Annotated in this window: 31 protein-coding genes and 1 other RNA gene; 13 read left to right on the top strand and 19 right to left on the bottom strand. The window is 48.9% G+C overall.

Going from position 1 to position 25,665, the window contains the following annotated elements; translation table 11 throughout:
- Positions 1–88: 88 nt before the first annotated feature.
- The 6 genes from H7A02_01170 to H7A02_01145 all read right to left on the bottom strand — a co-directional run bounded on the left by H7A02_01170 (position 89) and on the right by H7A02_01145 (position 3,195).
- Complete coding sequence (locus tag H7A02_01170) at positions 89–505, bottom strand: GNAT family N-acetyltransferase (GenBank protein MCP5170866.1); 417 nt, start codon at positions 503–505, stop codon at positions 89–91.
- Positions 506–609: 104 nt separating this feature from the next.
- Complete coding sequence (locus H7A02_01165; protein MCP5170865.1) at positions 610–897, bottom strand: hypothetical protein; 288 nt, start codon at positions 895–897, stop codon at positions 610–612.
- 104 nt (positions 898–1,001) lie between these two features.
- Positions 1,002–1,388, bottom strand: a complete 387-nt coding sequence (locus H7A02_01160; protein ID MCP5170864.1) for a hypothetical protein — start codon at positions 1,386–1,388, stop codon at positions 1,002–1,004.
- 100 nt (positions 1,389–1,488) lie between these two features.
- Positions 1,489–1,941: a hypothetical protein gene (locus H7A02_01155; GenBank protein ID MCP5170863.1), complete on the bottom strand. Its 453-nt coding sequence runs from the start codon at positions 1,939–1,941 to the stop codon at positions 1,489–1,491.
- A 104-nt stretch (positions 1,942–2,045) separates the two neighbouring features.
- Positions 2,046–2,411, bottom strand: coding sequence for a 1-deoxy-D-xylulose-5-phosphate synthase (locus H7A02_01150; protein MCP5170862.1), 366 nt, complete (start codon positions 2,409–2,411; stop codon positions 2,046–2,048).
- A 490-nt stretch (positions 2,412–2,901) separates the two neighbouring features.
- Complete coding sequence (locus tag H7A02_01145; GenBank protein MCP5170861.1) at positions 2,902–3,195, bottom strand: hypothetical protein; 294 nt, start codon at positions 3,193–3,195, stop codon at positions 2,902–2,904.
- A 342-nt stretch (positions 3,196–3,537) separates the two neighbouring features.
- On the opposite strand from H7A02_01145, the gene H7A02_01140 reads away from it, so the two are divergent.
- On the top strand, positions 3,538–4,497 hold the full coding sequence (locus H7A02_01140) for an integron integrase (GenBank protein ID MCP5170860.1): 960 nt from the start codon (positions 3,538–3,540) through the stop codon (positions 4,495–4,497).
- 35 nt (positions 4,498–4,532) lie between these two features.
- Here H7A02_01140 and gcvP read toward each other — a convergent pair whose 3' ends face one another.
- Positions 4,533–7,388: an aminomethyl-transferring glycine dehydrogenase gene (gcvP, locus tag H7A02_01135; GenBank protein MCP5170859.1), complete on the bottom strand. Its 2,856-nt coding sequence runs from the start codon at positions 7,386–7,388 to the stop codon at positions 4,533–4,535.
- A 160-nt stretch (positions 7,389–7,548) separates the two neighbouring features.
- Positions 7,549–8,676, bottom strand: a complete 1,128-nt coding sequence (gcvT, locus tag H7A02_01130; protein ID MCP5170858.1) for a glycine cleavage system aminomethyltransferase GcvT — start codon at positions 8,674–8,676, stop codon at positions 7,549–7,551.
- A gap of 146 nt (positions 8,677–8,822) precedes the next feature.
- On the opposite strand from gcvT, the gene H7A02_01125 reads away from it, so the two are divergent.
- Positions 8,823–9,665, top strand: a complete 843-nt coding sequence (locus H7A02_01125; GenBank protein ID MCP5170857.1) for a LysR family transcriptional regulator — start codon at positions 8,823–8,825, stop codon at positions 9,663–9,665.
- 27 nt (positions 9,666–9,692) lie between these two features.
- Positions 9,693–10,190 carry a shikimate kinase gene (locus H7A02_01120; protein MCP5170856.1) on the top strand — a complete coding sequence of 166 codons (498 nt, stop codon included), beginning with the start codon at positions 9,693–9,695 and terminating at the stop codon, positions 10,188–10,190.
- A gap of 115 nt (positions 10,191–10,305) precedes the next feature.
- Here H7A02_01120 and H7A02_01115 read toward each other — a convergent pair whose 3' ends face one another.
- Together H7A02_01115 and H7A02_01110 are read right to left on the bottom strand one after the other, a co-directional pair.
- Positions 10,306–11,016 carry an NrdJb gene (locus tag H7A02_01115; protein ID MCP5170855.1) on the bottom strand — a complete coding sequence of 237 codons (711 nt, stop codon included), beginning with the start codon at positions 11,014–11,016 and terminating at the stop codon, positions 10,306–10,308.
- Between the two features lie 77 nt (positions 11,017–11,093).
- Positions 11,094–13,238, bottom strand: coding sequence for an adenosylcobalamin-dependent ribonucleoside-diphosphate reductase (locus H7A02_01110; GenBank protein MCP5170854.1), 2,145 nt, complete (start codon positions 13,236–13,238; stop codon positions 11,094–11,096).
- Between the two features lie 661 nt (positions 13,239–13,899).
- Here H7A02_01110 and slyD point away from each other — a divergent pair.
- On the top strand, positions 13,900–14,379 hold the full coding sequence (gene slyD, locus H7A02_01105) for a peptidylprolyl isomerase (protein ID MCP5170853.1): 480 nt from the start codon (positions 13,900–13,902) through the stop codon (positions 14,377–14,379).
- Positions 14,380–14,519: 140 nt separating this feature from the next.
- Here the strand turns inward: slyD and H7A02_01100 are convergent, their stop codons facing one another.
- Positions 14,520–14,684 (bottom strand): hypothetical protein, encoded by a 165-nt coding sequence (locus tag H7A02_01100; GenBank protein ID MCP5170852.1) that lies wholly within the window; start codon positions 14,682–14,684, stop codon positions 14,520–14,522.
- Positions 14,685–15,012: 328 nt separating this feature from the next.
- On the opposite strand from H7A02_01100, the gene H7A02_01095 reads away from it, so the two are divergent.
- Positions 15,013–15,366, top strand: a complete 354-nt coding sequence (locus H7A02_01095; protein MCP5170851.1) for a hypothetical protein — start codon at positions 15,013–15,015, stop codon at positions 15,364–15,366.
- 207 nt (positions 15,367–15,573) lie between these two features.
- Here H7A02_01095 and H7A02_01090 read toward each other — a convergent pair whose 3' ends face one another.
- A complete protein-coding gene (locus tag H7A02_01090) occupies positions 15,574–15,891 on the bottom strand; it encodes a DUF2288 domain-containing protein (protein MCP5170850.1) in 318 nt (105 codons plus the stop codon).
- A gap of 158 nt (positions 15,892–16,049) precedes the next feature.
- Here H7A02_01090 and H7A02_01085 point away from each other — a divergent pair, with 158 nt between their 5' ends.
- A complete protein-coding gene (locus H7A02_01085) occupies positions 16,050–16,331 on the top strand; it encodes a pyrimidine/purine nucleoside phosphorylase (protein ID MCP5170849.1) in 282 nt (93 codons plus the stop codon).
- Positions 16,332–16,370: 39 nt separating this feature from the next.
- Here the strand turns inward: H7A02_01085 and H7A02_01080 are convergent, their stop codons facing one another.
- From H7A02_01080 to H7A02_01070, 3 genes are read right to left on the bottom strand one after another with little or no spacing between them, the layout of a single operon-like run.
- Positions 16,371–16,637, bottom strand: coding sequence for an N-acetyltransferase (locus H7A02_01080; GenBank protein MCP5170848.1), 267 nt, complete (start codon positions 16,635–16,637; stop codon positions 16,371–16,373).
- Entirely contained in the window at positions 16,627–16,917 is a 291-nt protein-coding gene (locus H7A02_01075; protein MCP5170847.1) for a GIY-YIG nuclease family protein, read from the bottom strand. Before H7A02_01075 ends, H7A02_01080 begins: the two co-directional genes overlap by 11 nt.
- Entirely contained in the window at positions 16,914–17,459 is a 546-nt protein-coding gene (locus H7A02_01070; GenBank protein MCP5170846.1) for a SprT-like domain-containing protein, read from the bottom strand. The genes H7A02_01075 and H7A02_01070 overlap by 4 nt, the downstream gene beginning before the upstream one ends.
- Before the next feature lie 153 nt (positions 17,460–17,612).
- Between H7A02_01070 and H7A02_01065 the strand changes: the two genes are divergently transcribed.
- Positions 17,613–18,431, top strand: a complete 819-nt coding sequence (locus H7A02_01065; protein ID MCP5170845.1) for a PHP domain-containing protein — start codon at positions 17,613–17,615, stop codon at positions 18,429–18,431.
- Between the two features lie 94 nt (positions 18,432–18,525).
- Positions 18,526–18,852 (top strand): hypothetical protein, encoded by a 327-nt coding sequence (locus H7A02_01060; GenBank protein MCP5170844.1) that lies wholly within the window; start codon positions 18,526–18,528, stop codon positions 18,850–18,852.
- A 17-nt stretch (positions 18,853–18,869) separates the two neighbouring features.
- On the opposite strand, the gene fur is transcribed toward H7A02_01060, so the two are convergent.
- On the bottom strand, positions 18,870–19,277 hold the full coding sequence (gene fur / locus H7A02_01055; GenBank protein ID MCP5170843.1) for a ferric iron uptake transcriptional regulator: 408 nt from the start codon (positions 19,275–19,277) through the stop codon (positions 18,870–18,872).
- A gap of 75 nt (positions 19,278–19,352) precedes the next feature.
- On the opposite strand from fur, the gene H7A02_01050 reads away from it, so the two are divergent.
- Positions 19,353–19,724 carry an outer membrane protein assembly factor BamE gene (locus tag H7A02_01050; protein ID MCP5170842.1) on the top strand — a complete coding sequence of 124 codons (372 nt, stop codon included), beginning with the start codon at positions 19,353–19,355 and terminating at the stop codon, positions 19,722–19,724.
- Between the two features lie 5 nt (positions 19,725–19,729).
- On the opposite strand, the gene H7A02_01045 is transcribed toward H7A02_01050, so the two are convergent.
- From H7A02_01045 to H7A02_01035, 3 genes are all read right to left on the bottom strand, one after another.
- Positions 19,730–20,071, bottom strand: coding sequence for an RnfH family protein (locus H7A02_01045; GenBank protein ID MCP5170841.1), 342 nt, complete (start codon positions 20,069–20,071; stop codon positions 19,730–19,732).
- Positions 20,072–20,141: 70 nt separating this feature from the next.
- Complete coding sequence (locus tag H7A02_01040; GenBank protein MCP5170840.1) at positions 20,142–20,576, bottom strand: type II toxin-antitoxin system RatA family toxin; 435 nt, start codon at positions 20,574–20,576, stop codon at positions 20,142–20,144.
- A complete protein-coding gene (locus tag H7A02_01035; protein ID MCP5170839.1) occupies positions 20,576–21,925 on the bottom strand; it encodes a sodium-dependent transporter in 1,350 nt (449 codons plus the stop codon). The genes H7A02_01040 and H7A02_01035 overlap by 1 nt, the downstream gene beginning before the upstream one ends.
- Before the next feature lie 167 nt (positions 21,926–22,092).
- On the opposite strand from H7A02_01035, the gene smpB reads away from it, so the two are divergent.
- From smpB to H7A02_01015, 4 genes are all read left to right on the top strand, one after another.
- The gene (smpB, locus tag H7A02_01030) at positions 22,093–22,569 is read left to right on the top strand and encodes an SsrA-binding protein SmpB (protein ID MCP5170838.1); all 477 of its coding nucleotides are present in this window, start codon (positions 22,093–22,095) and stop codon (positions 22,567–22,569) included.
- Positions 22,570–22,844: 275 nt separating this feature from the next.
- Positions 22,845–23,241, top strand: a transfer-messenger RNA (tmRNA) gene (ssrA, locus tag H7A02_01025).
- A gap of 163 nt (positions 23,242–23,404) precedes the next feature.
- Positions 23,405–24,643 (top strand): integrase arm-type DNA-binding domain-containing protein, encoded by a 1,239-nt coding sequence (locus H7A02_01020; GenBank protein MCP5170837.1) that lies wholly within the window; start codon positions 23,405–23,407, stop codon positions 24,641–24,643.
- A gap of 97 nt (positions 24,644–24,740) precedes the next feature.
- Positions 24,741–25,607, top strand: coding sequence for a hypothetical protein (locus H7A02_01015; protein ID MCP5170836.1), 867 nt, complete (start codon positions 24,741–24,743; stop codon positions 25,605–25,607).
- Positions 25,608–25,665 lie beyond the last annotated feature (58 nt).

Here is a 25,665-nt window from a genome sequence, read left to right as displayed (position 1 = left end):
CTACACATAACGCCGCCAACACAGGCCGAGCGGTAGCGAGGTCCAGCCCAATGTGGCTTTTTGCATTGGGCGATTGTGCTTGGCTTTGTTAGCTGTTGATACTTGCATCACGCTCAAGCACCCAACAGCGTGGATTATTTGAAAAACCAATCTGCTCATAATATGAATTGGCTGCTGGTGCTGCAATAAGGATTAGTTTGCAACGTGGCCCAAGCTGCTCTTGAGTGAGAATCTGCAACTGCTTACCAATACCCATTTTTTGATATTGTACAGATACGGCTAAATCTGACAGATAGCACGCATAATGAAAATCTGTCATGCAGCGAGAGATACCCACCAATTTTTCTGAATCCCAAGCACTTACCACTAGGTTGCTGTTTGAGATCATACCCTCTATACACTTGCGATCTTGAATTGGACGACGCTCGCCTAGAGTGGATTCAGATAATAACGATATGAATTGATCCACAGTTATCGGATGGTCAATTTTATATTCGATGCTCATAAGTTCCTTTTACAGCTAACGCCCCGCTAAACGGCGAGCGTTAGCGAGTCCGGTGGAGGCCACGCTTTTTGTGGCCGGAACGAATTTGAGCGGTTTGTTAAGCATTATGCCCAAACTATTTCTACCTCACTTGGTTTTCGCTTATTCTCTTGGCCAAATTCGGCATTGAACAACCGAATATGGTGGCCACCTCGTAGAATTAATTCCGCAGCCTCTTCTAGAGTGGATACAAAAACTTTTGTCGCTTCATAATTCAGGGGCTTACCGATTTTCTCTGCAAGCTCTTCCGAGTGAAGCGCGTAGAAACCGTCTTTGGGTGTTGCAACGAACTTTTTCCCTTTAACTGATCCTTCAGTTCCCCAAGCTACTATTTCTAACACTTTCTTTGGCACAATTTCTCCTAGATGCTTAACGCCCGGCTCACCGAGAAAATTTTGGTGGCGACTTTTTTGGAACAAAAAAGGTGACAGTAAAATTTGTCCGGTGGAGCCGCTTGTTAACTGCCGACATTATGCTTCGCCGCCTTTTTTACTATTGAGTTATAACCCCAGGTATTGATGGAGTCAGTTTCACTGACAACTTCTGGAGACCCTAGATTAATTTCTAATTTTCCGAGAAGTGCACCGCCTGTTTCCGTTATTGTTTTTATGTGAGCAAAACCTTTTTCAAGAACGGAGCATTTATCTAGTTCTTCTGCGCTAGGTGGCAACGGACCAACCCAATCTAGTAGCCCCGCCAAGAAAATTCTGGGATCTTTCTTGCCACTTTTTTCAACAAGCGCCAGCACGACACCACATGAAAACCTGCCGTCACCAATAGGCACAGACCAAAACTGTCCTTGCACCATCGTGCTTGTAGATTTTGGCTTAATCGGGTAGTTCATGATTTCCATTTTGTGCAGTTAACGCCCACATAAAAGGCGGAGCGTCAGCGACGTCCAGCGTAACGAAGTGGAGCGATTTTTGATGTGTTTGTTAAGCATTTCATAGCACCTGCACAGTTTCATTAACTATAACGAATGCCTGTGTGCGCCTTTTTGCATTTTGCTCATATAGATACTCCACATTATTGGCTTTTGATAAATCGTCAACTTCTGCGGCGATAGCAATTGCAATACCCATACTTTTTTTCTGCTGATATAGAAACTGATATTCTGCCCACTTTTCCTGGAATTTCTTAGATTTAGAAGACGGTAATACATTTATTAGTTTCCTTGCAGCTTCGTCATGCTCTGGAAAATGCTGAGTTACCAAAACAGCAGGGTTTGCATCGGGATGCTCAAGTTCACGTAAGAAAGGAACCAGTAAATTTTTAAATTCTTTTACCGAGGAATTATATTCCTTTTCAATGTCTCGTCGCTTCGCCAGCCGGTGTGCTAGTAATACCGATAATAGAACACATAATATTGCTCCTATTGATATTGTCGGGTCATACATGGCACATACTTTCCTTGATGCTTAACGCCCCGCTAAACGGCGAGCGGTAGCGAGTCCGGTGGAGGCCACGGTTTTTTGTGGCCGGAACGCATTTGAGCGGATTGTTAAGTGTTGACGTATTGCACATACTCTTCGTATATATCCCTATCAATTTCTACGCCCTGGTTGCCGCCATATAACCGATCATTTTTGTCTTTTCTTGGGCCAGAAATCCAGTAGTGATCTCCAGACTCTACCTCGAAGTAGTTTGCTTTGAAACCGCTACCTTTTAAGCTTTGGAATCGTAGACCTCGATAATAGAGCGTTTTACCAGACTTAGAAAAGTAAACCCTACCGATTCGAGCTTCGCCTTCAATTCCCTCAGATTTATCTTCGATGTACATTATCTTAGAACGAGATAACTTGAACTCTTCTGGCAGTTGATCAGATTCGAACTCTCGTTCTTCCTGCTTACCTTGATGTCTGCTCATATTTGACACTTAACGCCCACATAAAAGGCGGAGCGTCAGCGACGTCCAGCGCAACGAAGTGGAGCGGTTTTTGATGTGCTTGTTAGTGTGCGCCAGGCACTGCCGAAGCTTCAGGGATTCTGCGATAGTGCAGGCAATTAAAATAGAGGCTTTGAAGGCTTGGATTGGCAACAACCACGCAGGTGAACTTTGCGAATGAGTGGAAACTGATTGTTGGATTTTTGCACTCATTTCCATGTGTCTCGAATAGCCTAACCTTGGCACTTAATATCGTTTACTCATGAACCAAAGCATACTGCACGTTTGAGTGTGAGCCAACCGGTAAACACCTGAATTTACCATACGGCACGTTTAGCTCTGAGCTCAAAAACTTTGAAAAAGACAAAAACCCCTCAAAGCACACTAACGCTTTGCACACGGGCCGAAGCAAGCGTAGCTTGCGAAGGTCCGGGCCGCGAAGCGGCCAAAGTGCTGCAACTTGTTATGGGGTTTACCGTGCATAGTATGCTTTTTCAACCTCACAACTTTCAGATGAAATTATGACTGTAGGCGAACCGCCGCCCAGCATTCCTTTTGGAACTCCGCCGACACCAAATACAGCCCAGGTTGCATCGGAAGCCGAGCTTTCAAACAGTTTGTATGGCTCGTATTTCTCAAGATACATTTGATTTAAACGCAGATGCTCCATTGCGATTTCAAAAGCTTTATCTTTCGTGCATGAATCTTCTGCCACAGAATTTAGTGCAATTGTCGTCAGCGCTATAGCATGCAATACCTTATGCACAAACATCCTGTCGTTTTTCCCCATAACATTTGTATATCGCGCATGCGCGGTTTGCCGAATTTGATATTCGGCGACACTCTTTAACTTTATGATAACTATAGATATTTTCTGACATTTCCGAATCCTTCCAGAACAAAGCGAGGGGGTCTCGTTATCTAAAATAAGGGGATCTACTTATGTCATCTGACAGAACCGCTAACTTTTTGTTTTTCCTGATAATTTAATTTTCTCGGGAATGATAACGCGCATTGGCTCAGTATAAAGCGAGCACAGAATTTGACAACAGGGTAATAAACTGTATAAATAAACAGTATATTTTTTAGACTCAAACAAGGAGGTTTTATGTCTAGCCCTTTTCTCGAATCTATTCGCAGAGACATTCGTTTACGTGGTTACAGCATCCGAACGGAGAAAGCCTATCTGTATTGGATTCGGTTTTATATTAATTTCAACAATAAACGACACCCTTCTGAATTAGGCGGGCCAGAGGTAAAAGCATTTTTAAGCTACTTGGCCTCAGAACGACATGTGGCGGTAAACACTCAAAAAGTGGCTCTGAATGCTCTGGTGTTTCTTTACCACAAAGTTTTGAATCGGGATTTAGGTGATTTGGGCTTTACTCTGGCGACCAGACAAAGAACCTTGCCCGTTGTACTTACGGCTGATGAGGTTTCAAGAATCCTGGCCTGCCTGCAAGGCCGCAATCGACTGATTGTTGAGTTACTTTATGGCAGCGGTCTGCGTATTTCGGAGTGTCTACGCTTACGTGTGCAGGATGTCGAGTTATCGCGTTGCGCAATTACTGTGAGGGACGGAAAGGGCAACAAAGACAGGCAAACATTACTCAGCCACAAATTGATTCCCGAGCTGGAATTGTTTATTGAAGCGGTTATTCAGTTACAGCAACAGGATAACGAGCAAGGTGTCGGGCCTTCTTTGCCTTTTGCGCTTGGCAAAAAATACCCTAATGCTTATCGATCCCCTAAGTGGATGTTTATTTTTCCCTCCACATCTTTATGCAAACACCCTATCACCGGCGTAACTTGCAGGCACCATCTGCACCAAACCGTTTTAAGAAAAGCGCTTGGCAAGGCAGTGTACGAAGCAGGGGTTTTAAAGAAGAAGGTCAACTGCCACACTTTTCGTCACTCATTCGCAACACACTTACTGCAAAATGGAACAGATATTAGAAGCGTACAGGAATTGCTTGGCCACAATGATGTAAAAACAACCCAGATTTACACTCATGTGATTGGCCAGCATTATGCCGGCACAAAAAGCCCTTTAGATAACCTTGCCTGAAAAGCGGCGCCAATAAAGATACGCCGCTCAAATTATTACTGGTAATTCTCCATCGGCAAGCAGGAGCACATCAGGTTACGGTCACCAAAAACATTATCTATGCGACCAACCGGCGACCAATATTTACTTTGCCTTAATGAGTCGAGCGGGTATGCCGCTGATTCTCGAGAATAGGCGTGTTGCCATTCGTTGGCAGAGACCGTATCTGCGGTGTGCGGCGCGTTGCAAAGCGGATTGTCGTCTGCAGGATAATCCCCTGCTTCAACGGCAGCTACTTCTTCGCGGATTTGTTTCATGGCTGCGCAAAAGCGGTCCAGCTCATACTTGGATTCACTCTCGGTTGGCTCGATCATGAGTGTGCCGGGCACAGGGAAAGACATCGTGGGCGCGTGAAAACCAAAATCGATGAGTCGCTTCGCGACATCGTCTACGGTGATTCCTGATGCTTCTTTTAATGGCCGGAAATCCACAATGCATTCATGCGCGACACAATCGTTGGCACCGGTATAAAGAATGGGGTAATCCTGTTGAAGCTGTTTAGCCACGTAGTTGGCATTCAGTATCGCCACTTGCGTGGCTTGTTTAAGGCCTTCTGCACCCATCATTTTTATGTACATCCAGGTAATCGGCAAAATGCTGGCACTGCCCCATCCGGCGGACGAAACAGCCCCCACAGAGCTACTGCTTTTCAGGCTCAGATGATTTGGCAGAAATGGAGCCAGGTGTTCAGCTACAGCAACGGGGCCAACACCAGGGCCACCCCCACCGTGCGGAATACAGAATGTTTTATGCAGGTTTAAGTGGGAAACATCACTGCCAAACTTGCCAGGCTGACACAACCCCACCATCGCATTGAGGTTGGCACCATCCATATAAACCTGACCACCGTATTGATGAACAATATCACACAGTTCTGTAATGCCTTCTTCAAAAACCCCGTGTGTGGATGGGTAAGTAACCATAATGGCCGCCAGCTCATCACTGTGTTGGGCCGCTTTGTGACGAAGGTCATCGAGATCAACATTGCCGTGATCATCACATTTCACAACAACGACTTTCATGCCACACATTTGCGCAGAAGCCGGGTTTGTGCCGTGAGCAGAACCGGGAATCAGGCAGATATTGCGTTGCTCTTGTCCTCGACTTTCGTGATACGCGCGAATGGCCAGCAATCCGGCATATTCACCTTGTGACCCTGCATTGGGTTGCAGGGATACCGCCGCATAACCAGTGGATGCGCAAAGCATTTGTTCAACTTCGGCAATCATTTTCAGGTAACCCTGCACCTGATCTTGCGGCGCGAAGGGGTGGATATTGGAGAATTCTGGCCAGGTGATGGGCAGCATTTCAGCCGTTGCATTCAGTTTCATGGTGCAGGAACCCAGCGGAATCATAGCGCGATCAAGCGCAATATCCTTGTCCGCCAACATACGTAGATAGCGCAACATTTCAGTTTCTGAGTGATGGGTATTGAAAATCGGGTGAGTGAGCACCGGATCATCGCGCAGCAGGCTTCCAGCGATACCGCTCTCTGCGCCTTGTTCAACAGCGGCAACCGACAAATTACTGCCTGAGCTGAATACCCGCCAGAGATTTTCTACATCCGATGGCGATGTGGTTTCATCCAGCGAGATACCCACACGGCTGTCATCAATTTCCCGCAGGTTAAAGCCCTGCTCTCTGGCGGCCTGATGAATCGCCGAGGTATCAGCTCCCGTATTAACCGTTAAGGTATCAAAGAAGCCTTTGTTGACAATGGAAAATCCAAGCTGCGCCAAACCGGTGGCTAAGACCGTTGTTAACCGATGCGTGCGCTCGGCAATTTTACGCAACCCGTCTGGCCCGTGATAAACCGCATACATGCTGGCAATAACGGCTAACAGCACCTGTGCGGTGCAAATGTTACTGGTGGCCTTTTCACGACGAATATGTTGCTCGCGGGTTTGCAACGCTAACCGATACGCTGGCTTGCCTCGGCTGTCCAGAGAAGCGCCCACCAAGCGACCCGGCAATGAGCGCTTGTACTGCTCGCTGGTTGCCATATAACCCGCGTGTGGCCCACCGAAGCCCAACGGCACACCAAAACGCTGAGTAGAACCCACTGCGACATCGGCCCCTAATGAACCCGGTGACTTCAACAGTAACAGGCTGAGAATATCGGCAGCCATAACCACCAAGGCTTTGTTTTGATGGGCCTGTTCAATCACAGCACTGAAATCGGTCACACTGCCATCCACCCCGGGATATTGCAGCAAGACACCAAAACATTCGTGATTAGCCGCATCTTCCGGATTACCAATAACCACATCTACACCGATGGGTTCGGCCCGGGTTTCAATAACAGCAATGGTCTGCGGCAGGCAGTTTTCATCAACAAAAAATACGCTACCCTTGGATTTGGACATACGCTGGCACAATGACATGGCTTCCGCCGCCGCAGTGCCCTCATCCAGCAAAGAGGAATTCGCCAGGTCCATACCTGTAAGGTCGGTGATCATCGTCTGAAAGTTTATCAGCGCTTCTAAGCGACCCTGTGAAATCTCCGGCTGGTACGGTGTGTAAGCGGTATACCAGGCCGGATTTTCAAGAATATTGCGCAGAATCACATTGGGCGTATACGTGTTGTAATAACCCTGACCGATAAACGATGTCATTACACGGTTCTGGCTCGCCAGTTGACGTAATTCGGCCAGTGCCTGCTGTTCGGTCATGCTATCGCCCAATGCCAGTGTGGAACGATCACGGATATTCTCCGGCACAACGGCATCAATAAAGCTGGCCATACTGTCGTATCCAAGGGTGCCAAGCATGGCCTGCTGCTCCTGCGCCGAAGGCCCGATATGACGAGAAATAAATTCGTTGTTTGCTTGCAGCTCTGCCAGTGATCTCATGTCAAAAATTCCGAATTTGTTTGTTACTACTGAATACTGATGAACAGGTAATACCCATCCCGGTTAATTGAATCGCTTTACATTCGTTCGCGATGACATAATTCTGATCAGTGCGAGACGGTGTATAGGCTATTTAGCATGACTAACAATAGTTCTTTAATTAGCGCTTATAGCGCTGTGCTACAAACGGCATTTTGCATACGGTAACCGGCCTAGGCTTGCCCCGCACCAACGCATTCATCGCGGTGCCTGCAGCCGCAAAATCACTGCTGACATAGCCCATCGCAATTGGTGATCCGGCACTGGGGCCAAAACCGCCGCTGGTCACCACACCTACCTGATTACCAGTAGCATCAACCAATTGTGCACCTTCACGCACTGGCGCTTTACCTTCAATGGCAAGACCGACTCTTTTGCGATCTGCACCATTTTCTATCTGCTTAAAAATAACATCCGCGCCGGGAAAACCACCCGCTTTATCACCACCCGGGCGACGTGATTTGCTAATGCTCCACAACAGTGAAGCCTCAACAGGCGTTGTTGTGACATCCAAATCATGACCGTACAAACACAGCCCGGCTTCCAGACGCAGAGAATCACGCGCGCCCAAGCCAACTGGCTCTACCTGTTCAAAGTTCAACAACTTGCGTGCCACCGCTTCACAGTGCTCTGCGGGAACTGAAATTTCAAAACCATCTTCACCGGTATAACCCGATCGGGTGATATAACAATCAGCCCCTTCAATCGCTACCCTGCAACCTTCCATAAACACCAGCTCGTTCACGGCTGGGGCCAGCTCGGCCATCACATCTTTTGCCGCAGGGCCCTGCAATGCAATCAAGCCACGCCCTTCCAAATAATCAATTTGAAAACCCTGCATATGTTCACGCAGGTAAGCCAAATCCTGTTCTTTACAAGCGGCATTTACCACGAGAAAGAAGGTATCTTCCGCCCAGCGAACAATCATCAAATCGTCGCGGATACCTCCCTGATCGTTCGTGAACAACGCGTAAGTTTGTTTATTAACCGGCAAGGCGGCCAATTCAACCGGCACTAATTTCTCCAGTGCTTGCGCAACGCCTGCTCCTGAAACGACTACCTGCCCCATGTGAGAAACATCAAACAAGCCTGCGCCTGCGCGAGTATGCAGGTGCTCTTTCATGATACCCATTGGATATTGCACCGGCATTTCATAGCCAGCAAACGGCACCAGCTTAGCTCCTAATTCGGAGTGAAAACTGTGAAGGGGCGTTGTTTTAAGAGAATCACTAATTGCATCAGAAGACATAAATTGCCCCAGCACGTAAGCCATGAAACATAGGAGGAAGAGATGTACAGAGGCGAGCATAATAGCCAGCCATTACCAATTTGTTAAATTAATAGTTAAAATCACATCATTAATTATGTAAATACCTAACTCCGCCGACATAAAGCATGAAAAACCTGCCAACTGATTTACTGCGTACTTTTGTTACCGTTGCCGAGATACAGGGGTTTACACACGCAGGGGAAAAACTTGGACGCTCGCAACCCGCAATCAGCTTACAAGTAAAAAGGCTGGAAAAACTGTTAGATCGCACACTGCTCGCACGCAATGGCAACCAAATAGAGCTGACAGAATCAGGGCAACAGCTATTTCGTTATGCCAAACAAATTCTGGCCTTGAACGACGAAGCCATAGACCAGTTCAATCAAACATCGGTGAGCGGCAATATCCGCTTTGGCATTCCCAGTGAATTCGCGACAACATTATTGCCAAAAATACTGGGCCGTTTCACCCAGGCCTACCCCAATGTCACTTTGGAAGTCACCTCCGACTTGAGTAAGCACTTGCTAACACGAGCCAATCGATACGACCTGATTTTGGCATTGCACGATGACCCGGCCAGCGCCGGTAAAAATCTGGTCAAAAAAGATCAGCTGGTCTGGGTAGCCGGGCCGGACTACGATCCGTCATCGGCGAAACAGGTGTCGCTTATCGCGGCCCCCGACGGCTGCATCTATCGACAACGTGGAACCGAAAAGCTAACCGCTGAAGCGCTAGACTGGCGAATCGTTTACACCATTCCCGACCTAACCGGTATTGAAGCAGCCATTGCCGAAGGCCTCGGAATCACCGTGCTGGCAAAAAGCACTGTACCGGAAACGCTGAGAATCTTGAAACCCTCGGAGAAACTGCCAAAGCTGGGGGTTATTGGCATCAGTCTGATTCAACGTCAATCGGCACCTGAAGCGGCTACAAGATTGATGGAGTATGTCAAAATGAGCCTGACCTAGCAGACGGTTACAGTTAAAAGGACAGAAATGAAAGACTGTATTGCATTAATTGGTATGCCCGGCGCTGGAAAAAGTACCGTCGGTGTCTTGCTGGCCAAACAATTGGGAATGGATTTTCTGGATACTGATATCGCCATTCAGAATCGCGAGGGTAAAACCCTGCAACAGATTCTGGACCAAAGCAGTTATTTGCATCTGCGACAAATTGAAGAACAGGTGCTACTGGAAACCGCGCCAAATAGCACGGTTATTGCGACCGGTGGCAGTGCCGTTTACAGCAAAGACGGCATGGCGCATCTGGCAAAGTTTAGTCGCATCGTTTACCTGCAATCATCGCTTTCGACACTTCAGGAACGAATCAACAACCACCAAACCCGTGGCATAGCCAAACGGCCAGAGCAAAGCTTTGAGCAGCTGTTTGAAGAGCGAACCGCACTCTACCAGCAATATGCCGACATTACGGTCAGCTGCGATAAAACCGGCCCGGAGCAGCTGGTTGAAAACATTATTGCGGCATTGAATTGAATCTATTCTGAAGAACCAGTTTATGGCATAAAAAAACCGGGCTTTAACACCCGGTTATTAAAGCCAGCACACTGCTGACCTATGTCAGCAGTGTAACCGGGTAATCCGTGTCAGCTTAACCACACTTTGAATCACCACAGCTTAGGCAGGTCATGCAGCCGTCCATCAGAATCACCGCTTTGGTCATACACTTGTGGCACAACTGGGCGCTTTCCGGGTAGGGATTGTCCTTGGCATCTGCTGTGGCATTCACCGGTACCGATTTGGCTTCATATTCGGCGCGCTTTTCTGCCAGGATCGCCTGCTGATGGGCACCCAGTTCGGGGTTTTCCAGCAGGCCGATCTTCATCAGATGGTCTTCAATGGCTTCGCCAATTTCCGCCACAATGGAGGGACTGAACCTGCCACCTTTCTTGAAATAACCACCTTGTGGATCAAACACCGCTTTCAGCTCTTCAACCAAAAAGGTGCAATCGCCACCCTTGCGGAACACGGCCGAAATAACCCGGGTCAATGCCACAATCCACTGGAAGTGATCCATATTTTTCGAGTTAATAAAGATTTCGTAAGGGCGACGCTGCTCGTGGTCAGTTCCCGCGTTGAGCACGATGTCATTAATGGTAATGTACATGGCGTGATCGGACATGGGGGTTTTGATTTTGTACGTAGCCCCGTGTAGCTCTTCCGGGCGACTGACGTTTTCATCCATCTGCTCAACGGCACGTTCCAGCTCTTTGGCACTCTCGGTACCTTCCGGAATTCTGTCGTCATTGGATGGTGTCAGGACTTTATAGCTGACGATTTTTTTATCGAGTTTTACTGTCATGTTTGTAACCTGGATTCTGTTTTTATTAAGCCTTTTCTGTCAGCTCTGTTCGGCCTGCTGCTTGAGCAGAACACCTATCAGAACTTGCCGTAGTAACCTTCTTTCAGTGCATCGAACAAGTTGGCAGCAGTGTGCATTTCACCGTCGTACTCCACTTCCTCGTTACCCTTAAGTTCAACTTTTGAGCCATCTTCAAGCGTAAACTGGTAGGTGGTGTTCTCAAGATCTTTCTCTTTTACCAGCACACCCTGAAATGCCTCAGGATTAAAGCGGAAGGTGGTACAGCCCTTAAGACCGTTATCATAGGCGTACATATAGATGTCTTTGAACTCTTCAAAGTCACAATCCGTGGGTACGTTAATGGTTTTTGAGATTGAGGAGTCCACCCACTTCTGCGCGGCGGCCTGCACATCCACATGCTGTTTGGGGAGAATGTTTTCACTGGAAACAAAGTAGTCTGGCAGTCTTTCTTCATCCGACTCGCCAAACGGCATGGCTTTTGTATTTACCAATTCACGATAGGCCAGCAACTCATAAGAGAACACATCGACTTTCTCTTTGGATTTTTTACCCTCGCGAATCACATTGCGAGAGTAATGGTGTGCAAAACTTGGCTCAATACCATTACTGGCATTATTGGCAAGCGACAGCGAGATAGTCCCGGTGGGCGCGATGGACGAGTGGTGCGTAAACCGGCAGCCCTCTTCCGCCAGCGCCTCTACCAGCGCAGGGTCCACCTCGGCAATTTTCTGCATGTACCGGCTGTAACGGGCATGCAGTACTTTGCCTTTTAGCTTACTGCCTACCACGATGCCATCTCGCGCCAGCTCGGGGCGGCGATGCAGCATGGCTTCAGTGACCTCAAACTCTTCATCCATGATCGGGGCGGGCCCTTTTTCACGGGCCAGATCCAGACCGGCACGCCAGCCAGCCAGCGCCATTTCACGGGAAACGCGCTCGGTAAATTCAAGTGATTCGGCACTGCCATAGGCCGTTTGCAACATGGCCATAGTCGATCCCAACCCCAGGAAACCCATACCATGTCTGCGCTTGCGGGTGATTTCTTCACGCTGCCCCTGAAGAGGTAAGCCATTGATTTCAACCACGTTATCGAGCATGCGGGTAAATACGGCGACGACTTCGGCAAAGTTATCCCAGTCGAAAGCTGCTTGATCGGTAAAGGGGTTTAATACAAATTTGGTCAGATTCACCGAACCCAGCAAGCAGCTCCCGTAGGGTGGCAAAGGTTGCTCGCCACAGGGGTTGGTTGCGCGGATGTTTTCGCAGAACCAGTTGTTATTCTGCTCATTAACCTTGTCAATCAGAATAAAGCCGGGCTCGGCATAATCGTAGGTGGACGTCATAATGACATTCCACAACTTGCGCGCCTTGACCGTGCGGTAGATACGACAGGCCACCAGACCTTTATCGTTGCTGATATAACCATCCGTCGTTGGGAACTGATGCCAGACAATGCTCTCGTCCAGCAGTTCATTGCCGTCTGCCTCTTTCGCGCAAATAGGGAAGAACAATGACCAATCGTCGTCATTTTTAACCGCTTCCATAAATTCTTCTGTTACCAGCAGCGACAGGTTGAATTGTCGAAGGCGACCGTCCTCACGCTTGGCGCGGATAAAATCCACCACATCGGGATGACTGACATCAAAGGTTGCCATTTGCGCCCCGCGACGCCCGCCTGCAGAAGAAACGGTGAAACACATCTTGTCGAAGATATCCATAAAGGACAGTGGACCGGACGTGTAGGCACCCGCTCCGGAAACATAGGCGCCTCTCGGCCGCAGGGTAGAAAATTCGTAACCTATACCACAGCCTGCTTTCAGTGTAAGACCCGCTTCAAGGTTCTTCTCCAGAATACCGGCCATAGAATCTTCAACAATGCCAGACACGGTGCAGTTAATGGTGGAAGTCGCAGGTTTGTGCTCCTGGGCACCGGCGTTGGAAATAATTCGCCCGGCAGGTATGGCGCCATTGCGCAATGCCCAGACAAACCGTTCGAACCAGTGATCCTGCTTGCCTTTATCCTCTACATTCGCAAGTGCTCTGGCGACGCGGCGGTAGGTGGCATCGATGGTTTCATCCACCGGATTGCCCTCTTTATTCTTGAGACGGTACTTCTTGTCCCAGATATCTTCCGAGGCGGCTTGCAGTTTGATTTCAATCGCTGGTGCTTCTGACGTGGATTTCAATGCTTCAATAGACATAGTATGCGTTCTTGCCTGTTTTTAAGTTGTTCTGTTTATAGGCTGGTCGGTGCTGATTAGCTGGAAACCGTCATCCGGAGCATTCACCTGAACAGCGGTGACCAATACTCCCGAATTACTCAATTTATCCATTACGCTTTGTTCGTTGCTGCTGCCTGGTTATTTATACCCGGCACTGCTTACCTGGTTTCTACTTAGCGGCAAAACAGGCGCTGTTCGATTTAATCCGGCTTTATTCTTCGTGTTTCCCAACGTTCCTGCTTGTCCTTCAACCCTGTGTAAATCGTGTATGCCTCTGCAACACGAAAACCAGTATATACAACATATTGTGCTTTTGACCAGACCAACACTACAACCTGTAGTGTTTTTTTATTAAAAGCACTAAACCTGTCACTTCTCCCACTGCAGCCAGTCCCGCCCCCTGTCACTCAAAGCCCTACGGCGAAGTAAGGACTTCGCAACCAGTATCAGGACAAGGCCAAACCATCAGCTTGCAGAACCCGATATCATCATCTGGTCAGCAAAACTGTCCAGACCGGACACAACCCAGGTCCAGTCACAAACTTGGCAAAGGCACAACGTTCACTCATAATAAACACCTCTTATCCGGGCCTATCCGCCATTACACTAACCCCGTCAAGACTTTCCACAGGACCTCCCCATGACTATTACCGCTAATTCTGCCGTATCGTTTCACTACACACTCACCGACAGTGAAGGCGTCGAACTCGACTCATCGCAAGGCCAGGAGCCACTGGAATACCTGCATGGTCATGGCAACATAATCCCCGGCCTTGAAAAAGCCCTGGAAGGGAAAACGGCTGGCGACAGCCTGGAAGTAGCCATTGAACCAGCTGAAGGTTATGGCGAAGTTCAGCCGGAACTCATTCAGGAAGCGCCTCGCTCCGCCTTTCAAGGCGTTGAAGATCTGCAGCCCGGTATGCGCTTTGAAGCGGAAACCAATCAAGGCCCGCTCCCCGTTGTCATCACCGCAGTCTCTGACGAGACTGTCACCGTTGATGGCAATCATCCTCTGGCCGGCAAAGTACTGAACTTTTCTGTAACCGTGGAAGATGTGCGCGAAGCGACGGCTGAAGAACTCCAGCACGGACATATTCACGGGCCCAGCTGCTCACACTGACAATGCACAGCCGGATAGAATTTACCGGGTAGCACACGCCTGGCAAGTTATTTCAGAACGAACAGAGCAACAAAAAAGGCCACAGCATGTAAGGTGTGGCCTTTTTTATACTCTGCCGCGTTTACGATTCAGCTGCTGCTTTAGACATCAATAGAAAGCTCCGATACAGCCATTATTGTGCCCAAAGCCACACCTGCAAGCAGGCTGGGAACCACATTGACAGGCAAGACCAGCATCGCCATGACACCACCAATGGAAAGGCCTGCTCCCATAGCTGAAAGACAGCGCCAGTACAGTTTTTTCATCGGACCTACCCTCCAGGGTTAACCCTTACCAGATCAATCAATGAAAGGTAATTTATACGCCTGATAATGATGGTTGTCGCTGAAGCCTATCGCAATCAGAGTGTCGCCTGCTTCGCACTCTGACAATTCCTAACCAAACCCTGAAAGCCCCACAACAACGCTGCCAGCACCACCTCATTGGATTGCACAGAAAACGACCCTGACGATAAGCCAAAAATCTGTTAGGGTGCTGCTCTTGAAATTCAGGGCTCTACAGAGAAGTCAGCAGTCCTTGAACAGCAAAACCATCGGGAATACAACCATGAATGAACAAACCCAAGACACCAGCATGAACCCTGACGAACTCTATCGGGAAGATGTTTTTACCGACCAGAGAATTGGCTCCATTCGCCAGTTGACACCGGTCACACCAACCGGAGAAGAGGATAACAGCCGTGAAGTTATCTATATCGGGTCAACCCAGGTAATGTCTCCCATGGGAGCAATACCGATCAGTTTTGAGCTGGATGCCAACAGTATCGGTGAAGCAGCAGAAAAGTTCGGGCCGGAAGCAGAAGCCGCTGTCGAGCGCACCGCCAGAGAAATTGAGCAATTGCGCCGTGAACAGGCATCAAAAATCGTTGTACCTGGCCAAGGTGGCGGTATGGGCGGCGGCGCGCCGGGCGGTGGCATTATCACTTGATGCTGAACCAAATCAGGTTATTCGCATAAGCTGTGCAGGTTCTTAATATTCGGACCGGCAAAAACAGGTGAAATGAAAACGCTTGCAAAGGACTACGGCCATTAGCGGCGAGAAACGTTTTGTGGGCTGAACGTTTCGGACTCGCGCAGAATTCATTTGTCATTATTCAGCGGCGCCCCAGAATGCAGGCAGGCAATCAGTAACCGATTATTGCTCTGCGGGCACCAGCTGCACGAGCACCCATGGCTTGATCACAGCAGCCCAGAGCAATGCATCCTCCTTCAGCCAGTCGACGGCCTGCTGGTCACTGACCAGCCCTACCTGTCCCGACTCCATCCATTGCGCCACTGCCCGCTTATTGTCCTGCGACATCTGCCAGGCAACTTCAATCAGGTCAAGATCTCCGGCAACATAAATAGCCGAGCCACTGGCAAACCAGCGCTGTAAATCTGTCCAGGGAATTTTTGCCGTTTCAGCAACAATCTTTGCCTTTTCAGAATCTTCAATGTTTCTTTTACCTGTCATACCGTTATTGATCAATTCGCCACCTGTATACCTGAAAACCACTGACACCCGGCTAGCTTATTTCAGAACATATTCACAGTTTTTTAAAAAACCGGGGACAGCCATTTTACAACCCTCCTTCAGCAGGTAATATAGCTGCCCTCTAAAAAGGATATTTTATGCTTACTATCAATAAATACTTCAGCGGCAATGTTGCCTCCATTGGCTTCGAAACCGCAAAAGCACCCGCTACTCTGGGTGTTATGGCGCCAGGCGAATATGAGTTTGGCACCAATAAACGGGAAACCATGAAAGTGATCACAGGTGCATTAACCGTTCTGTTGCCAGGCGCAACCGAATGGCAAACATTTAATGAAGGCGAAAGTTTTGTTATTGAAGCAAACAACAGCTTTCACCTGAAAGTTGACGTTGATACCGGCTATCTCTGCCTGTATGAATAAGAAACCATCAGCCGCTGCACTCAGAAGAACATCACAAACTTACAACTGAGCTCTGACATACCAGCAGGAAGCCTCCACCTCCATCCCCTGCTGTCGCGCCCAGGCCAGCCCCACTTTCACCAGGTCTTCCGCATGTCCCTGTCCACGACCGACCGGCGGAACATAGGTGCGATAGAAATCAATTCTGTTGCTGCTGAGTAAACGGTACTCGAGCACAGCCTCCTCGCCACCATCAAGCGTTGTTACAAAACGCTGTCGATCATGTTCGTGAATCACTGCCATCAGAACCCCTCTGTCACCTGACATCATTCCCCGGTACGTTCTGGCCCAGAACCAGACGCTGTTTTTGCTGGCGACTCATTTTTTTTATAGCCGCCTCACGCCGTGAAGCACTGCGCCTGTCGTGGCCTGTCTCCTGATAAACAATGTCTACCGGCTGCCTGCCATAAAAAAACTTCGCTCCCCGACCACCCTTAATCCCGCTACTCGCCTGCTGATGTTCTTGAAAACGTCGCTCGACATCCGTTGTAATACCCGTATAAAGCGAGTCATCGCTGGCGCGAATAATATAGACATGCCAGTTCATTGCTTTACCAGCCGTTCACCACAGTGACGGCACAGGTAGCTGGCGAGACCACGTTCGACTTTATTGTGCCGTCGCACACCCAACTGATGCTCCCGGCAATGACAGCGATAATCGACGGTTTTCTGCCGACGACGGGGGATACCGGAAAGATCGAACTGACAGGTCACACTGTCATCGGCGCCGAACGCAGCCATCACCGACCGCCACTCCTGTCCATGCGGCAAAACTCCGGAGCCCGACCGCCCGTTGCCTCTGCCATACAACTGCTCGGTTACGTAATGCGCTACCTCGTGAGGCACAGTGTCACGAAGATTGTCTTCAAAATATTTTCCAAACAACCACGGGTTATAACGGATTTTTCGATGGATGCTTAACCCCCGCCCCGAGACGACATACATACCCGCTGCCCGCCCCCTGAGATTAAACAACACCGGTACCTGTTCAAACTTACGGCCATACAGCTGCTCTGCCTTATCAAGGTAGAGGTAAGTGGCCTCAATTACCTGCTGGCGCTGCTGGTCATTAATCGGATGGACATTCATGCTTTGTGTGGATGTTTCCGTTATCAACTGCGAATGATTTTTATGACTCGCCTGACACCCCGATGTACAGGCCTTAAGAGCTTACCCATCACCATTATCCAGCAAACGATTCACCACACAACCTCTCGAACAGTAAACACGTATAATGCCGCCATGCACTATGACCTGCACTGCCATACAACCGCTTCCGACGGCCAGCTCTCACCGCAGGAACTGCTTTCCCGCGCCGCAGCTAATGGCATCGACTGCCTGGCTATTACAGACCACGATACCACTGCAGCCTACCACCTGCTCGACATCAATGATCAGCGCCTGCAACTGATTACCGGCATCGAGCTGTCCACACAGTGGCGTGGCATCAACGTTCATATTGTCGGCCTGAATTTCGATCTTAACAGCAGTGCGATTTTGGAAGCCGTCAACCATCAGCAACAAATTCGCCTGAAACGCGCTGAAAAAATCGCCGAAAAACTCGCCAAAGTCGGCTTTACGAATACGCTCGAAGGCGCAACGTCTATTGCTGGCAACAGCACTATCGGTCGCCCTCATTTTGCCCAACACTTGGTTGACACCGGCGCTGTCAGTGACCTGAAGCTGGCTTTTAAAAAGTATCTCGGCTCAGGAAAAGCCGGCGATGTAAAACAGCTCTGGCCCTCGTTGCGCGATGTCGTACACTGGATTCGCGAGGCCAACGGCATTGCCGTACTGGCTCATCCAGCAAAATACAAACTGACCTATACCAAGCTGGGGCAGCTTTGTGATGACTTCATTGAGGTTGGCGGCCTGGGGTTTGAAATCAGCTCCGGGCTACAACTACCTGCCGTTACCCGCCAAATGGCCAGACTATGCCAACAGAAAGGTCTGCTCGCCTCTTGCGGATCAGACTTTCACCAACCTGGCCAGCAATGGGCTGAACTTGGCCGCTACTCTGCACTCCCGGAACACGTAGAAACAGTTTGGCAATCATTCTAGGGCCATAAACCGAACCATTCATCACAACTCGGCAGCTTAAGCCGGATTTTTTGTTTTATACTGTCCGATGATTCTTTTTGTTATTTAGCAACCCATGAAAAAACCACCTTCGAAACAGGATATCCGCAGACAACTGAACAGTCAGGTTGATGATTTTCTGGCGGAGGGAGGCAAAATCAGGGAAATTCCCCGGGGCATCAGTGGTCGGGAGGACTTCAATGGCGCTCAACGCCCAATACACCAGCTATTTGACCAACCCAGGCAACCGCGCACCCCCATTCCGGAAGTACTGGCTGCGCTGAACGAACGACAGAAGAAACACCCGGACAAAAAAATCGTTCGTAAAAAGGCGCAACCAAAACTTAAAACCATTTACGACGATTTTGGTGAGCCTGTTCGCAAAGTATGGGTTGAAGAATAATCGTAAAAATACAACTGTTAATCTTTGGGTTTCACATACAGCACCAAGCTGTGACCAACAATTTCGTAGCCTTTTTGGGCCGCCACTTCTTCCTGAAGAGACTCGATCTCGTCACTGTGAAATTCAATGACCTTACCCGTTTCTGTGCACACCATGTGATCATGGTGCTCACCGCGATCAATTTCATACACCGCTGGCCCGCTATCAAAATTGTGTCGCTCAACCAGACCCGCAGACTCAAACTGGGTTAGCACCCTGTAGACGGTCGCAATACCCACATCTTCCCCGGCCTCAACCAAATGCCGATAAACGTCTTCTGCACTCATATGGCGCGCTGATGAGGTCTCTAGAATCTGTAAAATTTTCAATCTGGGCGCAGTTACTTTCAGCCCCGCATTACGTAACTCTTCGTTTTCATCACTCATTAAATCAGTAACCCCTTCTCAGTCGTAGGTGGATTCTGTATTATCCCGGTTCGCACAGTCAACCGGAACCCAATCATGCGCCTTGCCATACGCATTGTTATTTGCCTGACACTCACCACGATGGTCAGTGCCTGTAGTTATTTCAAATTTCCTGGCGCCCACAAAGTAGTGGTACAACAGGGCAACATCATCACACAGGACATGGTTGACAAACTTCGCCCCGGCATGACTCGTGCTCAGGTTCGTTTCATTATGGGCACGCCATTGATTGCCGATACCTTCAACCAGAATCGCTGGGACTATGTTTACACACTGGTGGATAACCAAGGCAAGGAAGTGCGAGAGCGATTGATCATTTTTTTCACAGGTGATCAGTTGGAGCGCATCAGCGGTGACTTCGTGCCTGCCGGCGCCACGACCCCCGCAGCCTCGAAAGGCAGCTCCTGATCTGATCATCGCGGTAACTCAGGCATTTTTGCATCGTCAGATGCTTTCTCCTGTTTCGCTTTTTCAGCCCGCCGTTTCCTGACTTCTTTCGGATCAGCCGTTAACGGGCGGTAGATTTCAACCCTGTCCAGAGGTTCCATCACATATCCATTCGGTTCCTTCAAGCCGCGAGTACCCAGCGCCTGGCCGAAGATGCCCATCTTTGCACTCTCCAGATCGATCTCGGGGAATACATCGACAATACCGGACTGCACTACAGATTCCATCGCGGTGGTACCTGCAGGCACCTGCAAGGCAATAATTTTCTGGCGGTGAGGCAAAGCATAGGCCACCTCAACAGTTATCATTGTCGGTTCCGGTTTGCTCTCGTCATTCATAGCGGCATTGTCACTCGTAGAGGTACTGTCATTCATCGCGTTATCGGTAAATTTTTTCCGCTCTTTTGCAAATGGCGTCAACCATATTATTGGCCACATTACTGAACAGACTGGACGAGGCAATGCTGGTCGCCAACCCCCTGCCTTCAAACTCCAGCACCAACGACACTTTGCAAGCGTTATCAGCAAGCGGCTTGAACGTCCACTCACCCTCAAGTCGCTTGAACGGCCCACTTTCCAGCTTCATGCCGATACTGCCCGGAGCAATCAGATTATTACGAGTCGTAAAGCTCTGAGCAATCGCACCTTTTTTCAGATCCAGGCGGGCCACCATATAAGCCTCGCCCTGCTCCAGCACCTCGGCACCCACACAGCCGTCCATGTAATCCGGGTACGCTGCAATATCATTGACCAGTTCAAACATTTTGTCGGCCGGGAACATCACCAAAGCACTGCGGTTAATTGTTGTCAGCATCAGAAAAAAGTCTTGTATACGCCCAGACAAAGGATGACCAATACAGCCGGTGGCGCAATATAGCGCAACACCCACTGCCACGCGAGAAGCACCCAACCCTTTTCATCAATCAACTCCTCATGCACAAGTTCATTTTTCATCATCCAGCCCACAAATAGCGCGATAAAAAGGCCCGTCAAAGGCAGCATCACGCTGGCTGTCAGAAAATCCATAAACTCAAAGAAATTGAACCCGGCCAACCTGTTATCAGACCACTCATTAAAAGATAGCAGGCTTCCCAACCCCAGCACCCAGACCAGAGCGCCAAGCAGCAGGTTGGCAGTAATTCGGTGAAAGCCGCGTGCCTCCATCAAATAGGCAACACCCGGCTCCAATAATGCGATAGCCGAACTCCAGGCCGCAACACCGACCAGAACAAAAAACAGTGTCCCGAAAAACAAGCCTCCCGTCATATTGCCAAACACAACAGGCAAACTGACAAACATCAGACTCGGCCCTGCTGCTGCTTCCATGCCCGCGTTCGCAAACACAATGGGGAATATAGCCAAACCAGCCATCAGAGCAACAACGGTATCAGCAATACCAACGGTCAACACCGTACTGCCAACTTTGGCATGCTTCGGCATGTAGGCACCGTAAGCCATAATAGACCCCATGCCCAGACTGAGGGTAAAAAAAGCATGCCCCAGCGCTTCAAGCACGCCATTAAAAGTCAGCGCTTCAAAATCAAAGCGGAACAAAAAATTGAACCCTCTGGCGAAATCACCCTTCTGATAGGCAAATATCATCAACACTACCAGCAACACAAACAGTAACGGCATCAGGATTCGCACAGCAACCCCCAACCCCCGGGTCACCCCTCCCGCCACAACACCCACCGTGAGCAGCATAAACACCGTTTGCCAGAATATCAGCGTGTCTCTATCTGCCAGTAACCGGCCAAACTGCAAATCTGCGCTGGCAGCGCTCGCACCCTGAAAAGCTCCACGGGCCATCTCGCCAATGTAATGCAGCGCCCAGCCAGCGATGACCGAATAATATGAAAGAATCATCAGTCCGGCGGCAACACCCAGCCACCCTATGCCATTCCAGATACCATGCAATCCCGCCTCACTGGTAATCATACGCATGGTATTGATCGGGCTTTGTCGCCCACGCCGACCCAACATTACTTCAGCCATCATCACCGGCAATCCAACCAGTAAAATACAGCCCAGATATACCAGCACAAAAGCACCACCGCCATTTTCTCCGGTGATATAGGGAAATTTCCAGATATTGCCCAGCCCCACAGCAGAGCCGGTTGCCGCCAGTACAAACGTCCAGCGGCTTGCCCATGAACCATGCATTCCCCGATTGGAAGTAGACTGCTCTGAGTAACCCGTATCGTCCGACATTCTGTAGTGTCCTTAACCAATGCGTTTGAATTGTACCGGCATTTACCCCCCACACAAAACAGCAACAAATTTGCGACAAATGTTAGGTTTGTAAAGCGCAACTCTCTATAATCGCGCCCATGGCCAAAAAACCCGACAAAAAACCGCAAAGCAGCACCATCGCACTCAATAAACGTGCACGTCACGATTTCTTTCTGGAAGAAAAGTTCGAGGCAGGCATCGCCCTGCAAGGATGGGAAGTGAAAAGCCTGCGAGCGGGCAGAGGTCAGCTGGTAGACACTTACGTACACCTCAAAAACGGCGAAGCCTTTTTAATAGGCGCACATATCGCACCATTGGAATCCGCGTCGACACACATTAACCCCGAGCCAACACGCACCCGTAAACTACTGTTACACGAGCGTGAACTAACCAAAATTTTTGCCGCCGTTAACCAGAAAGGCTACACCTGCGTCGCCACAGCGCTCTACTGGAAAAAACATCTGGTTAAGTGTGAAATAGCGCTGGCAAAAGGCAAACAGACCCACGACAAACGCGAAGCCAAAAAGGACCAGGATTGGGAGCGCCAAAAACAGCGCATCATGAAAAATGCCTGAATTAGCACATCCTTCAAAATGTAAAAAGACATCCACTTCCGGGAATTATTCGCCTGCAAGATGTCTAATCCCGCAAGATATCTGTGTTAGAATGCTGGCGATACAGGATTAGGTACTGGTTATTTTCCCCTGTTAAATAACCGAGACACATTGATTTCATAGCCAAGTGGTTTTAGGCAAGGCGCGAGAGTCGAGATTCGCAGAATGTATACGCAATACGTGAGCACATCGAACCCGAACCGCCGCGCAACATAGAGCTACCCAGCGAAGAAAAAGGGGGTGACTGGATTCGACGCCGGTTACAAAACTTTTACTGCATGCCGAGATGGCGACCAATCTCGTAAATCCAAAGTCGCAAACTTATAGTTGCCAACGACGACAACTACGCGCTCGCTGCCTAAACACCAGTAGAACGCCATCTGACTGGAGCCGTGCTTATGCGTCCAGCGCTTCATCTACCTCCGGGTAGCGGCGAAGCACTCAGGTGTCATACTTCATAAGATCGCGCTGAAACTTGTTCGGGGTGGACGCGTTAAAACCTTACCGAAATCGCCACTTCATGCACCCTGTTGGCCGGGTTGTGAAGGGCTAAAATGAATAGACCAAACTAAGCATGTAGAGGTAAAAGCAGCGGACTGACGGACGGGGGTTCAACTCCCCCCACCTCCACCAATTCAACGAACAGTAACGTACAATACTGATCTGAAAGCCCCGTAAAACGGGCTTTTTTATTGCCTATTGATATAGCAACGACCATTAACGTCTATTTACATCTACCCCCAACAGGGGTACATTCTGGGGGCATTAGAGCAACTAAAAAATTAGATACCCCCAAATGAGCAACGGAAAGCTAACTGCCATACAAATCAAAAATGCCAGCCCAAAAGAAAAGGATTACAAGCTTTTCGACGGTGGAGGCCTATTTCTACTCGTCCGCAAAGATGGTTCTAAATATTGGCGACAGAAATACCGCTTCGGAGGAAAGGAAAAACAACTCGCTATAGGGGTATATCCAGATGTACAGCTCAAGGAAGCTCGCGAGAGGCACGATAACGCCAAAAGGCAACTAAGGGACAATATCGACCCAAGCGCAGCGAAACAGGCTCAGAAACGCGCACAAGCGGAATCATCTGCAAATAGCTTTGAGGCCATTGGTATCGAGTGGTATCAAAAAACCCAACATGAATGGTCGGACAATCACAAAACAAAAGTAGAGTGGATGTTAACCAAGAACCTTTACCCTTGGATTGGCAACCGCCCTATTTTAGAAATCACAGCCCCTGAGCTATTAAAAACTCTCAGACGTATCGAATCGCGCGGCGCATTAGAGACAGCCAAACGAACAAAACAGGTTGCCGGTAAAGTTTTTCGATATGCCATCGCCACCGGTAGAGCTGAACGCGATCCATCTCAAGATTTGAAAGACGCACTAGCAAAACCCGTGAAGAAGCACTTGGCTGCCGTCACAGACCCCAAGAAGGTCGGCACACTGCTATTAGCCCTCGATGGCTACGAAGGCACCCTCCCCGTTAAAACAGCCCTTAAATTGGCTCCTCTGCTGTTTGTTCGCCCCGGCGAATTGCGCCATGCGGAATGGTCAGAAATAGATTTAGAAGCCGCTGAGTGGGTCATACCGGCACACAAAATGAAAACCAAGGCTGAACATCTGGTTCCGTTGTGCAAACAGGCAATAGAAGCTCTGCTAGAACTCCACCCCCTTACCGGCCGCAGCCAATATGTATTCCCCAGCGCCAGATCTCCGCGCCGCCCTATGAGCAATAACGCAGTATTAGCAGCCATGCGTCGTATGGGCATCGATAAAGATGAAATGAGCGGTCATGGCTTCCGAGCGATGGCCCGCACCATTCTGGATGAAAAACTGAAGTTTCGCCCAGACATCATTGAGCACCAGCTTGCCCACGCAGTGAAAGACCCCAACGGCAGAGCGTATAACCGCACCAGTTTTATTGAGGAGCGTACCGAAATGATGCAACGCTGGGCGGACTATCTAGACTCACTAAGAGAGCAGGCAAGACATGGCAACGTGATTGCCGGAAACTTTGGCACTGCATAAACTGAACAACCCAACCTAGCTCGACGGAGCGAAAGGGGCGGCAACCCACCGCCCTGGGTTTGGGCTTCAACTTAAGCTGCTAGGGGCATTAATTGGAATGAACCGAGATAAAACAAAAAAAGAATTCCTTCAAGCCACGGAAAAACATTTTGACATAAAAAGATATTCAGAAATTAGAACAATGGGGATGGCCGAGTGGTTCAGGGCCTTATGCATACGCTCACTAATAAACAGAGCTTTCAACAACAACGACCTTTCAACTGCCTTAGGAAGTACAGCCGATATAGTCACATCCTTGATTTTCTCCCCCCTACCTCTAGATTTCGATGAAAAAAGACCAGGGTTTGACCCGCTATCTCTGCTGTTCAATGAGAATTATAAGGCCGTACATGATCTATCACTTATGGAAATGTATGATGGAAAGGAAACCATAGAAAAACATATGCAATGGCTAACTCCTTTCTTTAAAGAAAGAGAACAAATGTTTTCTACTGCTTCTTTTGCTGAAAGTCCTGAACAGATATTCAAAAGTTACCACTCCGCTCTTATAGATAATGATATTTATTCAGGATCTGCCAACCATGCTCAAGTTGGCGTAGATTTAGGGGCTAGCGATGATGACCTAAAAGAATCATTTTCGATATGGTTAAAATCGAAAAGGCTAGAAATGAATCATAAAAAGGGCTCTCAAAACATCAAAACTAGCTTTAGTTCTGACGACTTGGAAGAGTGGGTCACGAAAGGAGTGCTGCCCTATATCGATCTTTTCTTAGTTACAAAAAAACTGGGAGTCAATATACCTTTTCACCGCCTGGGAAAGTTAATTTTTCCCGAAGAATATGATATTGATACTGGAGAAAGAGTTAGAAAAGTGACCAAGCCATTAGCTGAGCACTTATTAAGAACTGATACTTTAAACGCATTACAAGCTTCCGTTCTGCGGCAGCTTCGACATTCGGAATAAAAGAACCAGAATATGGTTCCGGAAAAGTATCCTCCACTTTTCATTACTCGCCAACTCA

The organism is Pseudomonadales bacterium (assembly GCA_024234435.1).
Lineage (GTDB): Bacteria > Pseudomonadota > Gammaproteobacteria > Pseudomonadales > Porticoccaceae > JACKOF01.
This window is presented reverse-complemented; position numbering and strand designations above follow the sequence as displayed.